Below are 19135 nucleotides of genomic sequence, written 5' to 3'. Positions count from 1 at the left end.
TGTAGAAAACATGATCCGGCTCCGTAAGCTGGCACAAGCCGCATCGTTGTTCACCACCCCGCTAGCCCCCGAGGATTTCCTCGCGCTGTTCGACCCCATCTACTCGACCCGCCAGTTGCGCGGCGTCGTGACTCGGGTCGATGCCGAAACGGCGGATTCCGCCACCATCCACTTCCGCCCCGGACGCGGCTGGAAGGCCCACGAGGCCGGCCAGTGGGCCCGCATCGGCGTCGAACTGGACGGCGTGCGCCACTGGCGCAGTTATTCCCTCAGCACCGCCGCCGGCGAAGACCCGGCCGTCACCGTCACCGCCATGGGCGCCGTTTCCGACGCCCTGGTCCACAACACCCGGCCCGGCGACGTTTTGTTCCTGGCGCCGCCGCAGGGCGACTTCACCCTGCCCGAGCGTCCCCGCCCGCTGCTGATGCTCACGGCCGGCAGCGGCATCACCCCGGTCATGTCGATGATCCGCACGCTGGTCCCGCACCGCCGCGACGCGGACGTGGTGCTCATCCATTCGGCCCGCACGCCGGAGACGAGCCTCTTCCGCGAGGAACTGGCCGAACTGGCCGACCAGTTCCCGAACCTGCGCGTCACCCAGCGCTACACCGAGACGGACGGGCGGCTGGACTTTTCCACCCCCGCCGCGATCGAATCCATCTGCCCAGACTGGCGCCAGCGCGCCGCCTACGCCTGCGGCCCCGAGGGGTTCGCCGCCGCCGCGGATGCCCTGTGGGAGGCCGAGGCGAACGGGGACGGACTGACGATCGAACGCTTCGACACCACGCTGGCCGCCGGCGCCGGGGAAGACGGCGGTCTGGTCACCTTCGAGCTTTCCGACCGCGAGGTCGAGGCCCCCGGCGACGTGCCGCTGATGGAGGTCGGCGAGGACGCCGGACTGCTGGTTCCCAGCGGCTGCCGCATGGGCATCTGCCACAGCTGCCTCATCCCCCTGCGTTCCGGCCAGGTGCGCGACCTGCGCACCGGCGAGGTGCACGGGGAGCCAGGAGAACTGATCCAGACCTGCGTCTCGGCCGCCGCCGGACCCGTCAACCTGGGCCTCTGAACGGCCCGGACGCCGCGCAGCACTCGGATCGGAACGGGCCCCAACGGCCACTACCGCTTTCCCGCACCCACAGGATTTCGACGGCGAACCGTACCCGCCGACACCCCCAGTCCCCAAGCCTTCAGGAGCAGCACCGTATGACAACAACCGCGAACCACCACGGCACCGGCACCCCGCACGCGACCACCGGTGCCCCCGGTGCGAAGTCCTGGGTGCCGGCAACGGATGGCAAGGCTGACGGCGCGGGCACCGCGGCGGCGGGCGCGGCAGGCACCGTGCCGGCCGCCGTCGTGCCCGCCGCGAAGAAGCGCCCCGGCATGCTCGCCACCGAAGGGCGCCCGCTGGTCCGCCCGCCGGCCGCCGCGCACCTGTCCGACGCGCAGGTCGCGGAGATCGGGCGCGAGTTGGACGCCATCCGCGACGCCGTGCTGGCCAAGCGCGGCGCCTCCGACGCCGCCTACATCCGCCGCATGATCCGTATCCAGCGCGGGCTTGAGATCGGCGGGCGGGTTGCCCTGCTGGGCAGCCGGAACAAGGGGGCCTGGGTTGCGGGCACCGCGATGCTGTCCGTGGCCAAGATCCTCGAGAACATGGAGATCGGGCACAATGTCCTGCACGGACAGTGGGACTGGATGCGCGATCCGGACATCCACTCCAGCACCTGGGAGTGGGATTTCGTCACCCCGTCGCGGTCCTGGCAGCACACCCACAACGACCTGCACCACCGCTGGACCAACGTGGTGGGCAAGGACAACGACATCGGCTACAACCTGCTGCGCATGGATCCGGCCCAGCCGTGGAAGCCCTTCAACCTGGGCAACCCGCTCTACAACGCGATCCTGGCGCCGTTGTTCGAGTGGGGGATCGCGATCTACGACCTGGAACTCGAGGACTTCAAGCAAGGCCGGAAGTCCAAGGACGCCATGAAGCGCGACCTCAAGGCGCTGGGACTGAAGGCCGCCAAGCAGTTCACCAAGGACTATGCGGCCACCCCGGCGGCGGCGATGCTCACCGGCTCCGGCAAGCAGGCGCTGATCGGCACGCTCACCGCCAACGCGGTGCGCAACGTCTGGGCCCACGCGGTGATCTTCTGCGGGCATTTCCCGGAGGGGACGGACACGTTCAGCGAGGACATGGTGGAGGGCGAGACCCGGGGAGACTGGTACGTGCGCCAGATGATCGGCTCCGCGAACATCTCCGGATCCCGTTTCATGCACCTGATGACCGGCAACCTGTCCCACCAGGTCGAGCACCACCTGTTCCCGGACCTGCCGTCCAACCGGTACGCGGAGGTGGCGCCGAAGGTCAAGGACCTGTGCCGGCGCTACGGACTGCCCTACAACGAGGGGCCCCTCCTGAAGCAGGTCGGCTCCACCTGGGGCAAGATCTTCCGGCTGGCGCTGCCCGGCGGCGGGAAGCCGGCCCGCTCCTAGCCGCCGCACCCCTACGAAGGCAGGGGCTGCGGTGGGGCAGGCCGTTTCGCCCAAGGACGCCGCTCGCCCCTCGCGTTTCGCCAAAGGACGATGCCGGGTTTCAGGGTGAAACCCGGCATCGTCCTTTGGCGAAACGGGGGAGCGGAAACGGATCCTTTGGCGAAATGCGCGGAGCGCAGCCATGCCCTAGCCGGCCGGGATCTCCACGGTCCCCAGGGTCGCGAACTCGGCGGTGAAGCTGGAGCCGGGGGCCATGGCCACAGCGTCGGTCAGGCCGCCGGTGAGCACCAGCGAACCGGCCGGGATGCGCTTGCCCTGCCGCGCCAGCGCATTGGCGGCCAGCGCCAGCGCGGCGGCCGGGTGACCCTGCACGGCCGCGCCGGTGGCCCGGTCCACCTCGACGCCGTCGACCTTGACCACCACTTCCTCGGCGGCAAGGTCCAGCTCGGCCGGGCTGAAAGCGCGCCCGGAGACCACGAAGCAGGCCGAGGACGCGTTGTCCGCAATGACGTCCGGCAGCCGGAAGCGGAAGTCCCTGTACCGGCTGTCGATGATCTCGAACCCGGCGTGGACCGTGCCGACGGCGGCCAGAGCGGCCTCGGCGTCCACGCCGGGGCCCTCCAGGTCGCGGGCCATGACGAACACGATCTCCGGCTCGATGCGCGGGTGGATGAGCCGGGAGTACGGGGCCGGCGTTCCCTCGGGAAGTTGCATCGCGTCGGTCACGACGGCGGTCAGCGGGCTGTCGATGCCCATGCGCTCCTGCTTGGCCCGGGAGGTCAGGCCGAGCTTCACCCCGGTGACGGCCTCTCCGGCGGCAACCTTCCGGGCGATCAGCGCGTCCTGGATGAGGTGGCCGGTGGCGGCATCCAGCTCAATCCATTCGTCGGTGAGCGGTTCGACGTCGGTGCGGTTGCGTTCGGCAGCCAGCAGGAACTCCGCTGCGGAGTCGACGGTCCAGTTCGCCATGGCGTGTTTCCTCTCGGGGGAATGTCCTGATCGGGGGAATGTCCTGCGGTTGACGATATCCGGTGCGGTGGCCTGCGGTGGACGATCGGGGCCGGAACGCGCGGGAACGGAGAGGGACCGTGCCGGCGCCATCCCGGGACCTGGCGTCCCCTCCGGGGCAGGCCGCAGGCAGTGGGGTAGTGTCGGGGCCCAACGGCGCCGCGGCAGGCCGTGCCGGCGCCCCGCGAACCAGGAGGAACCATGCCCATCGTCGAAATCAAGGTTGTCAAGGGGCGCGACCGGGCGCTGCTGGGCCAATGCGCGAAGGCCGTCGCGGCGACGATTGCCGAGGAACTCTCCGCTCCCCTGGAGACGGTGCGGGTCCAGGTCGTTGAGGTGGAGCCGGACCTGTGGGCGGTGGGGGACAGGCTCAAGTCCGAGTGATCCGGGGTCCGCATTTCGCCAAAGGGCACTGTCCGCCCCTCCCGTTTCGCCAAAGAATGATGTCGGGTTTGGGGGTAAAACCCAGCGACAACCTTTGGCGAAACGGGAGAGGGGAGCGGGACCCTTCGGCGAAACGAAGGGCGAAACGGGAAGGATAAACTGGTGGACATGTCTGCCCCCGTGCCCACCGCGCCCCTGGTCCTTGGCATCGAATCCTCCTGCGACGAGACCGGCGTCGGAATCGTGCGCGGCACCGAACTGCTGGCCAACGCGGTTTCCTCCTCGATGGACGAGCATGTGCGCTTCGGCGGGGTTATCCCGGAGATTGCCTCCCGGGCGCACCTGGACGCGTTCGTCCCGACGCTGCGTTCCGCCCTGGACACCGCCGGGGTCACGCTGGAGGAGGTCGACGCGCTCGCCGTCACCTCCGGCCCGGGCCTGTCCGGGGCACTGATGGTTGGCGTCGCCGCCGCCAAGGCGCTCGCGCTGGCCACCGGAAAACCCCTCTACGCGATCAACCACCTGGTGGCGCACGTGGGCGTGGGCGTGCTCGACGGCGGGGACCTGCCGGAGAGCCTCGGCGCGCTGCTGGTCTCCGGGGGGCACACGGAGATCCTCAAGGTCGACGCGCTCGCCAGCGACGTCACCCTGCTGGGCGCCACGATCGACGACGCGGCCGGGGAGGCGTACGACAAGGTCGCCCGCCTGCTGGGGCTGGGCTACCCGGGCGGGCCGGTCATCGACCGCATCGCCAAGGAAGGCAACCCCAAGGCGATCCGCTTCCCGCGCGGCCTGACCATGCCCAAGTTCACCGGCACCGCCGAGAACCCCGGCAAGCACCGCTACGACTTCTCCTTCTCCGGCCTGAAAACCGCCGTCGCCCGCTGCGTGGAGCAGTACCGGGCCCGCGGCGAGGAGGTCCCGGTCGCGGACATCGCCGCCAGCTTCCAGGAGGCCGTCGTGGACGTGGTCACCTCCAAGGCCGTGCTGGCCTGCCGCGAACACGGCATGTCCACCCTGCTGCTGGGCGGGGGAGTGGCCGCCAATTCCCGGCTGCGCGAGCTGCTGGCAGCGCGCTGCGCCTCCGCCGGGATCGCCCTGCGCGTGCCCCGGCCCGGCCTGTGCACGGACAACGGGGCGATGGTGGCGGCCCTGGCTGCGCAGGTGGTCATGGCCGGCGGCGCACCCAGCGGCATCGGCTTCGCCGCGGACTCCGGCCAGCCGGTCACCGCGATCACCCTCTGAGGCAGCCTGGGAGGTGGCGAAATCCCGGAGTCAGACCGAGTGCATGCGGGCCACGTTGTCCGCGACGATCGCGCGCAGGTCCCCGGCGTTTGCCGCGGCGATCTCCCGCTGCCACTGGTACCCGGCCCCGCCCCTGATGATCCGCTCCACGTCGGCGAGCTCGTCCGCGCAGCCGAGCTTGCGCGCCACCGGCTCGAGCCGGTTCAGCTCCTGCTCAAGGTGCTCGGTGACCAGCATCTCGTTGCCGGCCGCATCGAGGATGATGATCGCCTCCATGCCGTAGCGGGCCGCGCGCCACTTGTTCTCCACGCGGTACCACGGCGGCATGACGGGGATGCTGCCGCCGTTGTCCAGGGTGGTGGACATGTCATCGACCAGGCACTGGGTCAGTGCGGCGATCGCGCCGACGTCCTTGAGCGAGGACATCCCGTCCGGGATGCGCATCTCCACGGTCCCGAAGCGGGGCACCGGGCGCACGTCCCAGCGGATCTCCGAGATGTCGTCGATGACCCCGGTGTGCAGCATGTCCGCCACGTAGCCCTCGTAGGCGGCCCAGGTGTCGAAGTGGTAGGGGATGCCGGCGGTGGGCAGCTGCTGGAACATCAGCGCGCGCTGGCTCGCGTACCCGGTGTCCTCGCCGCCCCAGAACGGGCTGGAGGCCGAAAGCGCCTGGAAATGCGGCTGGTAGTTGATCAGCCCGTCCACCACCGGCAGCGCCTTGGCGCAGCGGTCCAGGCCCACATGCACGTGCACCCCGTAGATCACCATCTGCTGGCCCCACCACTGGGTGCGGTCGATCAGCTTGGCGTAGCGTTCCTTGTCCGTCACCTGCTGCAGCTTCGGCGGCGCGAACGGGTGCGATCCGGCGCAGTACAGGTCCACGCCCATCGGGTCGGTGACCTCGCGCACGGCCCCGAGGTTGTAGCGCAGCTGGTCCTTGGCCTCGGCCACCGTCGAGCACACCCCGGTGACGATCTCGATGGTGTTCAGCAGCAGTTCCTGCTTGACGTGCGGGTGCTCCTCGTCGGGGTCGAGTTCGCCGTGCAGCTCGTGCACCCCGCGCAGCACGTCCTCCGCCACCGGGCGCAGGTCCCGGGTCTGCTTGTCGACCAGGGCGATTTCCCATTCGACGCCGAGGGATGACTGCCCCGACTGCGCAAACTCGATCTTCAATCCGTGCTCCATCAGGTAAGGGGCTCCATCAGCTACGGGGCCCCAGGGGGGTGGGGCGGCCGATACCACCATCCTATCGGCCCGTAGACTGGGGTCGTGGTGCGCTTTACCCGGACAATGGCCGTCCTGATGCTGGCTGCGGGCACCGCCCTGACAGCCTGCACCGGCCCGGCGCCCAACGGCGGCGGCACGACGGCGGCCGGCACACCGCCGCCGTCGTCCGCCACGGTGCAGGACCCGCCGACCGGCTGGGGCCCGCTGGCGAGCGAGGTCGAGGCCGCCCGCGCCGCCGTTGCCGGCATGGACCTGGAGGAGAAGGCCGGGCAGGTCCTCATCGACCACTACGCCGGCGTGGAGCCGGACGCCGAACTTGCACTCGCCAAGAAGCTGCACCTGGGCGGGGTGATCATCATGGGCGACAACGTCCCCACCACCGGCGGCACCTCCGCGGCGGACACGGACAAGCTGGCCGACATCGTCGGGGACTTCCGGGAGGCGCTCTCCGCCGGGCGGGACTGGCCCGGAATCGTGGCCGTCGACCAGGAGGGCGGGGTGGTGCAGCGGCTGAAGGAACCGCTGACGGAATGGCCGACGCCCATGGCGTTCGGGGCCGCGGGGGACACCGGCCTGACCCGGCGGGCGCAGGCCGCCATGGATGCCGAGCTCGCCCGGCTGGGCTTCACCGTGAACTTCTCCCCGATCGCGGACGTGACGGCCGGCGCCTCCGACCCCACGATCGGCTCCCGCTCCTTCGGCGACGATGCCGAGGCCGTGGCCGGGCACACCGTTGCCGCGGTCGCCGGCGCGCTGGACGCGGGGGTGCTGCCCTCCGTCAAGCACTTTCCCGGGCACGGCTCGGTGACCACGGACTCCCACGTGGGGCTGCCGGCGCAGGACACCTCCGTCCGGAAGCTGTCCGACCGGGACTGGGTGCCGTTCCGGGACGCCGTGGAGGCCGGGGCGCCGATGGTCATGATGGGGCACATCGCGGTCACCGAACTCGAGAAGGGGGTGCCGGCCTCCCTGTCCGCCGCCAGCTACCGGAAGCTGGACGGGCTGGATTTCGACGGCGTCGCGGTCACCGATGCACTGAACATGGGTGCCGTCACGGAGGCCTACCCGAACGGCAGGGCCGCCGTGGAGGCGCTCAAGGCAGGGGCCGACCTGCTGCTGATGCCGGAGGCGATCGCCCCGGCCCATGCGGCCGTCGTGAAGGCCGTCCGGTCCGGCGAGATTCCCGAGGCCCGGCTGGACGAGGCCGCCGCCAAGGTGGGGGCGATGATGCTTTGGCAGGGACGGCTGGCCGCTTCCGGGGCCGCCTTCGGGGGCACGGGGCAGGACTGGCCGCGGGTTCCGCCGGCCGCCCCGGGCGCGGGCCGGAAGGTGGGGCTCGAAGCCGCCCGCGCCGCCGTCACCGTGGTGAGCGGCAAATGTTCCGGCACGCTGGTCTCCGGAAAGCTGCGGATCGAGGGCGGCACCGCCACGGACCGCGCCCGGCTGCGCAGCGCGGCCGAAGCCGCCGGACTGGACGTCGCGACTTCCGCCGAATCCTCCAAGGGAGGGACGCTGGTGAGGCTGCTCGGAAGCGGGAAGGCCACCGGCTCCGGGGACATCGTCGTGGCCCTGGACGCCCCGTGGGGCTTGGCCGGATCCGCGGCGCGGACCGCCCGGATCGCCCTCTACGGCCGCACCCCCCAATCCTTCACCGCGCTCGCCGACGTGCTGGCCGGGAAGACGGAGGCCCCCGGAACGCTGCCCGCCGACGTCGGACGGTACCCGCGGGGTACCGGCTGTCCGTAGCAAACCTGGCCAGCGGATCGCTCTCGCCGGTGCGCTCCCCGGTGTGACGTCCGTCCATTGCTACCCTTGGGTCGATCCGTCCACCACGGTCCTGCCAGGGGAGGAATGCAAGCTGAGGCACCATTTGCTGGAGCACATGCCGGAACCGGCAGGCATCGCCGTGCCCAGGGAGCGGATCGCGGCGGCCCTCGACGGCACGCAGCGGCTAACGATCCTGCGTGCCCCCGCCTTTGCCGGCAAGACGTTTGCCGTGGCGCAGTGGGTCCGGGAGCGGATGCGTGCAGGGGGAGCCGACGCGCCCGGCTATGGATGGTGGGACACGGGGCGGGAACCAACCGCCACCGTGGACACGATCCTCGCCGCGGTGGAGCAGCTTGGATCCGGTCCGCGCGTGCTGGTGCTGGACCACTCCGGGCTGCGGGCACAGGACCCGGCCGCCGTCCGGACCCTGGCCGGTTCAACCATCCCCGAACTGCTGGCCCGCTGTCCCAAGCTGCGGATCATCCTGACCACGAGGCATCCGACCTCCCTTGAACTGGCGGCCGAGACGCTGCCCTTCTCCACGCGGATCATTCGCCTGGACGAACTCGCCTTCACGGCAGCCGAGGTGAACCTGCTCGGGATGCGCCGCGGCTACCCCGAGTCGGCACTACTCGCCGAGCGGCTCCAGGAGGCTGCACAAGGATTGCCCGGCCTGGCGCAGATGTACTTCGGCGCCTTCGACCCGGGCGACCCGGCCGACCTGGACACCGCCATCCGCCTCCGCCCCGGGGAAGCGCTGGCCCGCATGGTGTACGAACGCCATTGGGTTTTCGATTTTCCCGAGCCGCTCCACGGCCTCGCCGCCTTGGTGCTGCGCGTCATCGACACCGCCGCCGCCACCAATGTTGACCTGCTGGCCCCGCTGGTCGACGGCGTCCCCGGCCTGCCTAAGGAATCAACCGGCCCGGCCGCCGTTGAACGGGTGACGGAACTGATCGAGGCGCTGGGCCTGCTCGACTACGGCAGCAGTGGCGGGCTCCTGCGCACCCGCGTGGTGGAGCCGTGGCGCAGGGCCGGGATCATCGCCGAAGACCGGCTGGGGCTGGACACCACCGTGGCGCAGAAGCGGATCGCCCACTGGGCCGGCGAACACGCGGAGTTCGCACCCGCCCTCAAGGCGGCCCTGGCCGCCCTGCCGGGACGGGACATTGACGCCCTGATCCTGCAGCGGATCACGGAGACCGAGTCCCTGACCCCGCAGCAGTGGTTTTCCGTCCGCCGCTCCGTCCCCGAGCCGGGCCCCCGGACGCTGCTGCTGGACCACCTGGATTTCACCATGGACTGGGCCGCCCGCGACTTTGCCGCCTGGGACCCCTCCCTCCTGGCCGAGCTGCAGAAGCAGCTCCAGGACCCCCGCGTCGCCAAGGCCTGGCGACGCGACCCCCTGCGGCGCTGCGTCTTCGATTCGTTGATCGCCTTCCATTCCACCCTCGCCGGAGACCGGCGCATCGGCCTCGAGGCCGCCACCCGCGTCGCTGTCCTCGTCCAGTCCACCGGAGGCTTCGAGGGGGACGCCCAGGCGGTCGCGGACCGCGCGGCGCTGGTTGCGGCCGAAACCCTGCTCCACGAGGAGCGGCACGGTGTGGCCATCCAACTCCTCCGCACCGTCCTGGAGCGCAGGGCCAGCGCGCAGACCCACCTCACGCGCTTCCGGGCGGCAGGCCTGGAGGCGCTGGCCCTGGCGCTCGCCGGCTTCATGGAGCGTTGTGGTTCCGCCCTCGAGGTCCTGGAGCGGCGCGGCTGGCCCGCCGACTGGCTGGCCGGCGACCGCGGTACGGCGTACCGGGTGGCCAAGGCCCTGTTCCTCACCGAGTCGGGCGACTTCTCCGGTGCCCGCATCCTGTTGGACTCCGCCGGGACGGGCCGCGCCGCGCATATGCTCCAGCGGGCCCGGAACGTTGCCGAATTCCTGTGGCTGATCGGCTACGCCGCCTCGGAACCGGACGGCCGGCCGCTGGTGCAACGCTGCCTGGAACGGCTGGAACTGGAGGCGGAAACCGGCCCCGCCGAGTCCCGGATCGGCGTGGACGAGGCCGAACGCAAGGCGTCCATGGCCTATCTCCGAATGATCCTTGGCGACGTGGCCGGTGCCCAGCGCCTACTGGGCACGGGGGCGGAAGCCTCCGTGGTCGGAAAGCTGCTCGGCCTGCGACTGGCTCTTGCGGCTGGCCGGGCGTCGGCCACCAACCTGGGCCGCGTCGTGGCGCGCATCGACAAGGACCAGCCGCGCTGGCAGGCGGTCGGCGCATTCCTGGGGGCGGTCACCGCCGCGATGAAAGGCGATGCCCGGACTGCCCGGGAAAGCGCGCTCGCCGCGGATGCCCTCTGCCGAAACAACGGCCTCAGCACCCCGTGGCTGGTCCTGAGCGAGGCCGAACGCGGACTCCTCCATCAGATGGGGATCCTGGCCGAGCTCCATCCGCCCGCCCTGAAACCGGTTCTGGAGATCGGCGACGTGCCTTCGGCGGAGGAACTCAGCGACCGTGAAACCGAAGTCCTCCGATCCCTGGTCTCCCACCGCACCCTCCAAGACGTGGCAGACGACCTGCACTTGTCCCTGAACACCGTGAAGACGCATGTCAGGCACATCTACCGGAAACTGGGGGTGGCCAGCAGGTCCGAAGCGCTGCTTCGCGCCGCAGCCCGCGGGATCGTCGACGGGCCCGGCGGATAGCGGGCCCGATGACAGGGGTTCCCCCGGCTGGCGGCCAGACGGGCTGGTCGGTGGATGACCGGACGGCGCGGGCGACGGGTGAATGAACGGGTGATTAACACCACCTCGCGGGTCCAATCCCGTTTCAGCCTCCGGGGAGCGGGCATACTGGAGGCTGCGCCGCCTCAGTCCCCCAACTGGCGGCGCAGCATGCCGGGCAAGCCGACCGTACGGTCCGCTGTTTCCCCCGAAAGCCCGGCGCCCTTCACCCGAAGGCCCATGCCCCCCGTTCGGGACCATGGCCCTTTGGAAGAACACAAGGCCGTCGCGGCGCTTCCCCCCAAGCGTGCCGCGGCGGCCTTTGTTGTCCCTGCCGTGCGTTTCGCCAAGGCCTCCTGCCCTCCCACTCCGTTTCGCCAAAGCTTGTCGCTGGGTTTTGGCCCTCAACCCCACAACAACCCTTGGTCAAACGGGGTGCGAGGGCAGGAAGCTTGGTCTAAATGGCGGCTCCCCCGCCTGGAACCCTGGCCTGTGGATAACTTCTGCGGGCAGTCTCGGTTCCGGGCACCATGGCATCCATGGACAAGCAACCGAACAGGCGTGCGGAAACCCCCAGCATCTTCACCTATCGGGACGCGATTGAGCAGGGGCTCTCCCCGGGCGCCATGCGTTCGGCCGCTTTCGACGCCCCCACGCGGGGCCTCCGGAGGCTCGCCGGGGAGGACGTGGGCGTGCTCGAACTTTTTGGCGCCTACACCCGACTGGATCCGGGCACCTTCCTCAGCCACATCAGCTCCGCCCTCGCGTGGGGAATCTGGCTCCCGGCCTCTATCAGTGTGCTCTTCCCCATCCACCTCACCCGCATCAAGGGCGCCGGCGGGCACTCGCGCAGGCCGGACGTCGTCGGGCACGTGGCGCCGCTGCTGGAACGCGACGTCCGGACCGCCGGCGGCTTGGCGCTGACCTCGCCGGCCTGGACGTGGGCAGACCTGGCCGGAACGGGGATGCGCCTGGAGGACCTGGTGGCGGCGGGGGACTCGCTGCTGCAGACCCCGGAGGGGCCGCCGCGGCCCGACGGCGTCCTCGGGGTCCACCCGCTGTCCAACGTGGAGGAGATCGCGGAGGTCCTCTCGCGCCGCAAGTCCGTGCCGGGTGTCCGCCTCGCTCGGGAGGTCCTCCCGCTGCTTCGGCCCGGAGTATATTCGGCGCCCGAATCCCGGCTGCGGAGCATGCTTGTCGAGGAAGGGATCCACGACCTTGAGGTAAACGTGAGGCTCCACTTCCCCGATGGCTGGTCCGTCATGCCGGACCTCGTGATCCGGCGTGCGCGCATCGCCATCCAGTACGACGGCGACCACCACCGGCTCGACCGCAACCAGTATGAGAGCGACATCAACCGCGACGCCATGCTGCGTGAGCGCGGATGGACGGTCATCAAGGTCACCCGAACGGTCTTCAGCCGGGAGGGACGGGCCAAGTTCCTGGCGCGGCTGCGGCGCGAACTGCTTCTTGCGGCCGTGGCCTGAGGCTCCGCGTAGCCCCCGCGCTGCTTTTCGGCAAAGGACGATGCCCTTGGCGCTCCTTTGGCCGAGGGTGGATGCAGATTTTCGCCCCAAAAACAACATCTTCCTTTGTCGAAACGCGGGGGGCGGCATCCAAGTAATTTGCGGCCTGATCTGAGTAGTCCTTACTCATGCGGGGGGCCGATTCCTGTTTATACAGTCGAAACATAGCTGCATTCGGGGAATCATGAATCGGAAACCTACGTCCGGCGGGCCACCGCCTTGCCCGGGCAGCGGTCTCCGCATGAGCGGATGGGAACAGCGCGGTGGGAGCAGGGGAAGGCCCCCACGCGCCACGGAAGGCGCGCTGTCATCACTCGCACCACCATCCGATCCACCGCACCAGGGCCCTTGAACGAGGGGCCTGGTCCCTGGGCGCTGCCCCTTGGGCAGGGTCCGGAGGACATCGCGGCCGGAATCCCCGGAGCAGCTGTGCGAGACATCTGAATATCTGAATCTGCTTGAAGTATCTGGGGGGAGCTTCACTTGAACTACGACCGTAGTTTCGGGATAGGTAAATCGGACGCGCCGCAGGTAAGGGCGGCAACACAGGTGACAGCCGCGCAAGCGACGGCGGCACAAGCAATCACCGCACAGGCAACGGCAGCTCAGGCAACGGCAGTACAGGCAACGGCGGCACCGGCAGTGCAGTCCCCGGGGGAGGAGGGGAGAGCGGCCACGCCACGGTTCGGTCCGGAGGCGGCACTCTTCCCCACCCTGCCCGCGCCGGCCGAACGGACGCTGCTGGACATCATCAACCACACCATCGACACCCATCCCGCGGCCGCCGCCCTGGATGACGGAACCGGCCCGATGACCTACCGGGAGCTCAAGGTGCGCATGGAGGGCGTGGCCCGCCGCCTGTGGAGCTCCGACGTCGGGGCGGGGGACCGGGTGGGTGTCAGGGTGCCGTCCGGCTCCGCTGACCTGTACATCGCGATCCTGGGCGTGCTGGCCTCCGGGGCGGCCTACGTCCCCGTGGATGCGGACGAGCCCGACGAACGGGCGCGGACCGTGTGGGAGGAGGCCGGCGTCTGCGCCGTGATCGGTGCCGGGCTCGACATCGTAATGGTCCCCGGCGTCCCGCCGACCGGACAGATCCCGCAGCCGTCGCTGGACGACGACGCCTGGATCATCTTCACCTCCGGCTCCACCGGGAAGCCCAAGGGCGTGGCCATCACCCACCGTTCGGCGGCCGCCTGGGCCGACGCGGAAGCGGGGATGTTCTGCACCGACCGGCCGCTGGGCCCGGGGGACCGGGTCCTCGCGGGCCTGTCGGTGGCCTTCGACGCCTCCTGCGAGGAGATGTGGCTGGCCTGGCGCAACGGCGCCTGCCTGGTCCCCGCCCCCCGGGCGGTGGTGCGCTCCGGCGCGGACCTGGGGCCGTGGCTTGCCGGGCGGCACATCACCGTGGTGTCCACCGTCCCGACGCTGGCCGCCCTGTGGCCGGCGGAGGCGCTGGAGCACGTCCGGCTGCTGATCTTCGGCGGGGAGGCCTGCCCCAACGAGCTCGTCGCACGGCTCGCCGGCCCCACCCGCGAGGTGTGGAACACCTACGGACCCACCGAAGCCACCGTGATCGCGTGCGGGGCGCGGCTGGACGGAACCCCGCCGGCCCGGATCGGCCTGCCGCTGCAGGGATGGGACCTCGCGGTGGTGGATCCCGACGGCCGCCCGGTCGCCTGGGGCGAGGAGGGTGAACTCATCATCGGCGGGGTCGGGCTGGGCCGCTACCTGGACCCGGAGAAGGACGCCGAGAAGTATGCGCCGATGCCGACCCTCGGCTGGAAACGCGCCTACCGCAGCGGGGACCTGGTGCTGGCCGACCCGCTGGGACTGGTGTTCGTGGGCCGGGCCGACGAACAGGTCAAGCTCGCCGGCCGGCGTGTGGAGCTGGGGGAGATCGACAAGGCCCTTTCCGCGCTGCCCGGGGTGGCCACCGCGGCCGCCGCCGTGCAGTCCACGCCCAGCGGCAACAAGGTCCTCGCCGGCTACCTGGTGCCGGAGGCCGGCCGGAGCATCGACCTGGACGCGGCCCGCGCACGGCTGGCCGAGCAGCTGCCCGCGCAGCTGGTCCCGGCGCTGGGGATCATCGAGGAGCTTCCCACCAAGACCTCCGGGAAGGTGGACCGCAAGGCCCTGCCCTGGCCGCTTCCGGGAAGCCCCGGCGCGGCGGAGGGCGGCGAACAGCTCAATGGCGAGGCCGCCTGGCTGGCCGGGCACTGGACGGACCTGCTGGGACCGGTGCCGCTGACCGAAGACACCGACTTCTTCACCGTCGGCGGCGCCAGCACGGCCGCGGCCCAACTGGTGTCCGCGCTGCGGACCCGCTACCCGGACGTCTCCATCGCTGACATCTACGCCCACCCCACGCTCGGCGGCATGGCCGGGATGCTGGGCCGGCTGGGCGCCGTCACCGCGTCGGGGCGGTCCATCCGTCCCACCCCCTGGTGGACCGGCCTGGTCCAGGCCCCGGTGGTGCTGGGCCTCTACGGCGTGGTCGGACTGCGCTACGTGGCGGGCCTGGCGGTCGTGTGCGCGGTGCTGTTCCGGGTGACGGACGCCCCCTGGATGCCCAACCCCCCGCTGCTGCCGACGCTGGCGGCCTGGGTGGTGCTGTACAGCATGCCCTTCCGGTTCCTGTTCGCCGTCGGATCCGCGCGGATCCTGCTGGCGGGGGTCCGGCCCGGCACCTATCCCCGGGGCGGCTGGGTGCACCTGCGCCTGTGGGCGGTGGAGCGGATCGTCACCTTCTGCAAGCTGGAACCGGCCATGGGCACCCCGCTGGCCCCCTGGTACGCCAAGGCGCTGGGCTGCACGGTGGGCCGCGGCGTCCACCTGGACACCATGCCGCCGGTCACCGGTCTGGCCTCCTTCGGCGACGGGGCGGCCATCGAGTACGAGGCCGACCTGGCCGGGCACTGGCTCGACGGCGACCAGCTGCACATCGGCCGGGTGCGGGTCGGGGCCGATGCCCGCGTGGGCACCCGCTCCACCCTGATGGGCGGCGCCTGCGTCGAGGCCGGCGCCGAAGTGGCCCCGGGAACCTGCGTCGACGGCACCGTCCCGCAGGGCGAACTGTGGGCGGGATCGGCGATGGAGCGCGTCGGGACCGCCGGCGAGGACTGGCCCCCGGAGTGCCGCAAGCACCGGCGCCAGCGCCGGGTGGGGTTCCTCTACCCGCTGTCCCTGATGCTGCTGGCCCTGCTGCCGCTCGTCAGCGTGGTCCCCGGCGGCCTGCTGATGGTCCACGTCGTGGCCGGCGTCGGCCGGCTCGAGACCGCGCTGTGGACCCTGGCGCTGTGGAGCCCGGTGTTCGTCGTGGCGACGCTGGGCATCTACCTGTGCCTGACGGTGGCGCTGGTGCGCGGCCTCAGGCCGCTGCTCACGCCAGGCTTCCACCCGCTGCACGGAACCGCGGCCTGGGCGGCGTGGCTGACCAACGTCCTGTTGGCCAAGTCCCTGATCTCCATCTACCCGCTCTACGCCAGCCTGGCCACCCCGGCCTGGATGCGGCTGCTCGGGGCCAAGGTGGGCCGGAACGTGGAGATTTCCACCGTGGAGACGCTGCCGCACCTGACCACCGTGGAGGACCGCTCCTTCCTGGCCGACCACTCGATGATCTCCACCCCCCGGACCCGCGGCGGCTGGCTGCATCTGGGGCACGCGGGGGTGGGAACCCGGTCCTTCGTCGGGAACTCGGCCATCGTGGGGCCGGACCGGCAGGTCCCGCAGAATTCGCTGATCGCCGTCCTGTCCTCCGCACCGCAGGACATGCCGGCGGACTCGTCCTGGTTCGGCCGCCCCGCCGTGGAGCTTCCCCGGCCGGTCGATGACGGCGAAACCTCGCGGACCTACGACCCGCCGCGGCGCCTGCTGGTGGCGCGCGCCGCCGTCGAAATCTGCCGGATCCTGCCGGCCATCATCACCGCCTGGCTGGCGCTGGCCACGGTCTTCGTGCTCTTCACCATCCAAGCCGAGGCCGGGCTGGCGGCCATGGTGGCCTGGTCCGGGCCGGTCCTGCTGGCCAGCGGCCTCGCCGGCTGCCTGACGGCACTGGCGGCCAAATGGGCGCTGGTGGGCCGGTTCAAACCGTCCGAGCATCCCCTGTGGACCTCCTTCATCTGGCGCAACGAACTGGCCGACGTCTTCGCCGAATCGCTGGCGGTGGCCGGGCTGGTCAGGATGATCCTGGGCACCCCGCTGCTGAACCTCTGGCTGCGGCTGATGGGAAGCAAGATCGGCCGCGGGGTCTGGTGCGAAACCTGGTGGCTGCCGGAGTTCGACCTGATCCGGCTGGGGGACGGCGCCAGCGTCAACCGGGGCACGGTGCTGCAGACCCACCTGTTCCACGACCGCATCATGCGCATGGACACGGTGGTGCTGGAGGCCGGCTCCACGCTGGGCCCCAACAGCATCGTCCTGCCGGGCAGCACGCTGGGCGAGCAGGCCACCGTGGGCGCCAGCTCGCTGGTCATGCGCGCCGAGGCCGTGCCGGCCGGAGGCAGCTGGACGGGCAACCCGATCCGCAACTGGGTGCGTGCGGAGGACGACTCCGGCGGCCAGGGTCCGGCCCCGGCCACCGCGTCGCGGACGGGGGCACGGTGAACCGCCGGGCGGGCCTGCCCGCAGCCCAACGCCTCGGCGGGGTGGACGTGGCACGGGGCGTGGCGCTGCTGGGGATGATGGCCATCCACATCATCCCGGCCTGGACCGAGGAGGCCGGGACAAGCCCGGTGTGGACGCTGTTCGCCGGCCGGTCGGCCGCGCTGTTCGCCCTGCTGGCGGGGGTCTCGCTCACCTTCTCCTCGGGCGGCACCCGGCTGCTGTCCGGTCGGGCCTTGGCCGGGGCCCGGGTCTCGCTGGCCGTGAGGGCGCTGGCCATCTGCGCCATCGGGCTGCTGGTGGGGTACCTGAACCCGCCGGCCGCGATCATCCTTGCCTACTACGGGGCGATGTTCCTGCTGGCGGTGCCGTTCCTCGGCCTGGGCCCGCGCGTGCTGGCCTTTGCCGCGCTGGGCTTTGCCGTCCTGGGGCCGGTCCTGATGCAGGATGTCCGCGACGGGCTCGGGGACCTGGACGGCTACGACCCGACGCTGACGGACCTGATCACCCACCCGGGCGACGTCGCCGGCGTCCTGCTGTTCAGCGGCAGCTACCCCGCCGTTCCGTGGATGGCCTACATCTGCGCCGGGCTGGCCATCGGACGCCTGGACCTGAGGTCGAAGGCCGTTCACTTGCGGCTCGTGGTCGGGGGCGTCCTGCTGTCGGTGGCCGGCTGGCTGGTCTCGCTTCTGCTGATGGGCCCGCTGGGCGGGCGGGAGCGGATCCTGGCCGCCACGCCGGGGTTGGAGGCAGCGGACCTGGAGGACCTGCTGGTCTACGGCCCGGACTTTGGCCTCTCGACCAGCACCAACTGGTGGCTGGCGGTCATGGCCCCGTACTCGTCGACCCCGCTGGAGATCATCACCACCACCGGCTCGGCCATGGCGGCCCTCGGCGGACTGCTCTTCCTCTCCCGCACCTGGGGCGGGGCCCTGACGCCGCTGCGGGTAGTGGGGGGCATGACGCTGACGCTCTACACCGGCCATCTGGTGCTCCTGTCCACCGGCCTGCTGCTGCGGCATCCGTGGGCCGCCCTGGCCGTGCACGTGGCGGCCGCGCTGCTGTTCGCCTTCATTTGGCGCAACGCCACCGAAGGCCGGCCGGGCCCGCTCGAGAGGCTCGTCTCCCTCGCCGCCAAGCGCGCGGGAGCCAGGATCGTCCCGGCCGGCGGCACCGGGCCTACGGGCGGCGCCGGGCGGACGAGCGACCCCGGGCCAAAGAGCGATACCGGACAGAGGAGTGATGCGGGAGCGAGGGAGGACTGATGGGGCATCGGTTCCGGACGGGGTGGTGGAGCGCCGGCGTGGGGACGGCGGCCCTGATGCTGGTTGTCGCGCTGTTGCTGGCGGACGCGCTCTGGCCGCCCCGAATGGGCGCCGCCGGGCAGGCCGGCCCGCCGGTGACGGGTCCCTGCGCCCGGCTGAATGCGGGGGAGGTGGCCTATCCCGCGCACGACGCCGGCCGGGTCACCTTTGCGACGGCTGCCTCCTATGGCGAATCCCGGGTCCTGATCACCGGATGCGCCCGGACCGCCCGTGGGTACGTCCAGGAATGGCAGGCCACCGGATTCGCCGGGGCCTCCGGGTTCGCCCCGGCCGGGAAAATGTGGGAGGACACCGGCTACTCCCCGGTGGGATCGTTCACCTTCACGGAGGCCCTGGGCCGCACCGATCCCGGGACGGCGCTGGAGTACCACACCATCAACCGGCGGTCCCGGTGGGGCGGGGAGCACGGGCCGACCTATAACCGGTACTTCGAGGGCCGCGGGGGCGCGGCGGACGAGAACCTCTGGCGCTACATGCGCCAGGGCCACTACGAGCAGGCGGCCGTCATCAACTGGAACCGCGAACCGGACATGCCCACGGTGCAGGGCGCCTCGTTCGCCATCTTCTTCCACACCGGCAACGCGGTGACGGTGGGCTGCATCTCCACCGACCTGGACACCGTCACCGCGCTGCTCCGCACGGCCGTGCCCGGCGACCGGATCATCATGGGGGTGGAGGAGGACGTTTTTGCCGTGCCGGCCCCCGCAACCTCCGGCGCCCCATCTTCCGGGCTGTGAACTAGCTGTCCGTCGCCCCAGAGTTTGCTGTCCACCTCCATTACGCAGGCGGAGGGTAGGGGAACCTGCCCTAAACTGGCTCCAAGGCAGCCGCTGAGATGC

The 19135-nt window shown here is 71.1% G+C and carries 12 protein-coding genes; 10 read left to right on the top strand and 2 right to left on the bottom strand.

From position 1 onward, the window contains the following. Positions 1-10 precede the first annotated feature (10 nt). Both ABD912_RS04140 and ABD912_RS04135 read left to right on the top strand, forming a co-directional pair. On the top strand, positions 11-1066 hold the full coding sequence (locus ABD912_RS04140; protein WP_345148687.1) for a ferredoxin reductase: 1056 nt from the start codon (positions 11-13) through the stop codon (positions 1064-1066). 317 nt (positions 1067-1383) lie between these two features. After that, positions 1384-2499, top strand: coding sequence for a fatty acid desaturase family protein (locus tag ABD912_RS04135; RefSeq protein WP_345149402.1), 1116 nt, complete (start codon positions 1384-1386; stop codon positions 2497-2499). A gap of 186 nt (positions 2500-2685) precedes the next feature. Here ABD912_RS04135 and ABD912_RS04130 read toward each other — a convergent pair whose 3' ends face one another. Further along, on the bottom strand, positions 2686-3468 hold the full coding sequence (locus ABD912_RS04130) for a 2-keto-4-pentenoate hydratase (protein WP_345148685.1): 783 nt from the start codon (positions 3466-3468) through the stop codon (positions 2686-2688). Positions 3469-3708: 240 nt separating this feature from the next. Here ABD912_RS04130 and ABD912_RS04125 point away from each other — a divergent pair, with 240 nt between their 5' ends. Continuing rightward, positions 3709-3891, top strand: a complete 183-nt coding sequence (locus tag ABD912_RS04125) for a tautomerase family protein (protein WP_345148683.1) — start codon at positions 3709-3711, stop codon at positions 3889-3891. 168 nt (positions 3892-4059) lie between these two features. Further along, positions 4060-5136, top strand: a complete 1077-nt coding sequence (gene tsaD, locus ABD912_RS04120) for a tRNA (adenosine(37)-N6)-threonylcarbamoyltransferase complex transferase subunit TsaD (protein WP_345148681.1) — start codon at positions 4060-4062, stop codon at positions 5134-5136. Between the two features lie 30 nt (positions 5137-5166). On the opposite strand, the gene ABD912_RS04115 is transcribed toward tsaD, so the two are convergent. Beyond that, positions 5167-6309, bottom strand: a complete 1143-nt coding sequence (locus ABD912_RS04115; RefSeq protein WP_345149401.1) for a glutamate--cysteine ligase — start codon at positions 6307-6309, stop codon at positions 5167-5169. A gap of 96 nt (positions 6310-6405) precedes the next feature. Here ABD912_RS04115 and ABD912_RS04110 point away from each other — a divergent pair, with 96 nt between their 5' ends. From ABD912_RS04110 to ABD912_RS04085, 6 genes are all read left to right on the top strand, one after another. After that, a complete protein-coding gene (locus ABD912_RS04110; protein ID WP_345148679.1) occupies positions 6406-8109 on the top strand; it encodes a glycoside hydrolase family 3 protein in 1704 nt (567 codons plus the stop codon). 136 nt (positions 8110-8245) lie between these two features. Further along, positions 8246-10825, top strand: coding sequence for a LuxR C-terminal-related transcriptional regulator (locus tag ABD912_RS04105; RefSeq protein ID WP_345148677.1), 2580 nt, complete (start codon positions 8246-8248; stop codon positions 10823-10825). A gap of 557 nt (positions 10826-11382) precedes the next feature. Next, positions 11383-12330 carry a hypothetical protein gene (locus ABD912_RS04100; RefSeq protein ID WP_345148675.1) on the top strand — a complete coding sequence of 316 codons (948 nt, stop codon included), beginning with the start codon at positions 11383-11385 and terminating at the stop codon, positions 12328-12330. 681 nt (positions 12331-13011) lie between these two features. Further along, positions 13012-16974, top strand: a complete 3963-nt coding sequence (locus ABD912_RS04095) for a Pls/PosA family non-ribosomal peptide synthetase (protein WP_345148672.1) — start codon at positions 13012-13014, stop codon at positions 16972-16974. Further along, positions 16971-18236 (top strand): heparan-alpha-glucosaminide N-acetyltransferase domain-containing protein, encoded by a 1266-nt coding sequence (locus tag ABD912_RS04090; RefSeq protein ID WP_345148671.1) that lies wholly within the window; start codon positions 16971-16973, stop codon positions 18234-18236. The genes ABD912_RS04095 and ABD912_RS04090 overlap by 4 nt, the downstream gene beginning before the upstream one ends. Next, positions 18236-19033 carry a hypothetical protein gene (locus ABD912_RS04085; protein WP_345148669.1) on the top strand — a complete coding sequence of 266 codons (798 nt, stop codon included), beginning with the start codon at positions 18236-18238 and terminating at the stop codon, positions 19031-19033. Before ABD912_RS04090 ends, ABD912_RS04085 begins: the two co-directional genes overlap by 1 nt. The last annotated feature ends 102 nt before the right edge of the window (positions 19034-19135 follow it).

The organism is Arthrobacter ginkgonis (assembly GCF_039540195.1).
GTDB classification, from domain to species: domain Bacteria; phylum Actinomycetota; class Actinomycetes; order Actinomycetales; family Micrococcaceae; genus Zafaria; species Zafaria ginkgonis.
Note: the sequence above shows the minus strand (reverse complement) of the source record. Positions and strands in the feature narration are given on the sequence as shown.

Coding starts and splice junctions, on each gene's coding strand:
- ABD912_RS04140 (WP_345148687.1), top strand. CDS start 11: ATGATCCGGCTCCGTAAGCTGGCACAAGCCGCATCGTTGTTCACCACC.
- ABD912_RS04135 (WP_345149402.1), top strand. CDS start 1,384: ATGCTCGCCACCGAAGGGCGCCCGCTGGTCCGCCCGCCGGCCGCCGCG.
- ABD912_RS04130 (WP_345148685.1), bottom strand. CDS start 3,468: ATGGCGAACTGGACCGTCGACTCCGCAGCGGAGTTCCTGCTGGCTGCC.
- ABD912_RS04125 (WP_345148683.1), top strand. CDS start 3,709: ATGCCCATCGTCGAAATCAAGGTTGTCAAGGGGCGCGACCGGGCGCTG.
- tsaD (WP_345148681.1), top strand. CDS start 4,060: ATGTCTGCCCCCGTGCCCACCGCGCCCCTGGTCCTTGGCATCGAATCC.
- ABD912_RS04105 (WP_345148677.1), top strand. CDS start 8,246: ATGCCGGAACCGGCAGGCATCGCCGTGCCCAGGGAGCGGATCGCGGCG.
- ABD912_RS04100 (WP_345148675.1), top strand. CDS start 11,383: ATGGACAAGCAACCGAACAGGCGTGCGGAAACCCCCAGCATCTTCACC.
- ABD912_RS04085 (WP_345148669.1), top strand. CDS start 18,236: ATGGGGCATCGGTTCCGGACGGGGTGGTGGAGCGCCGGCGTGGGGACG.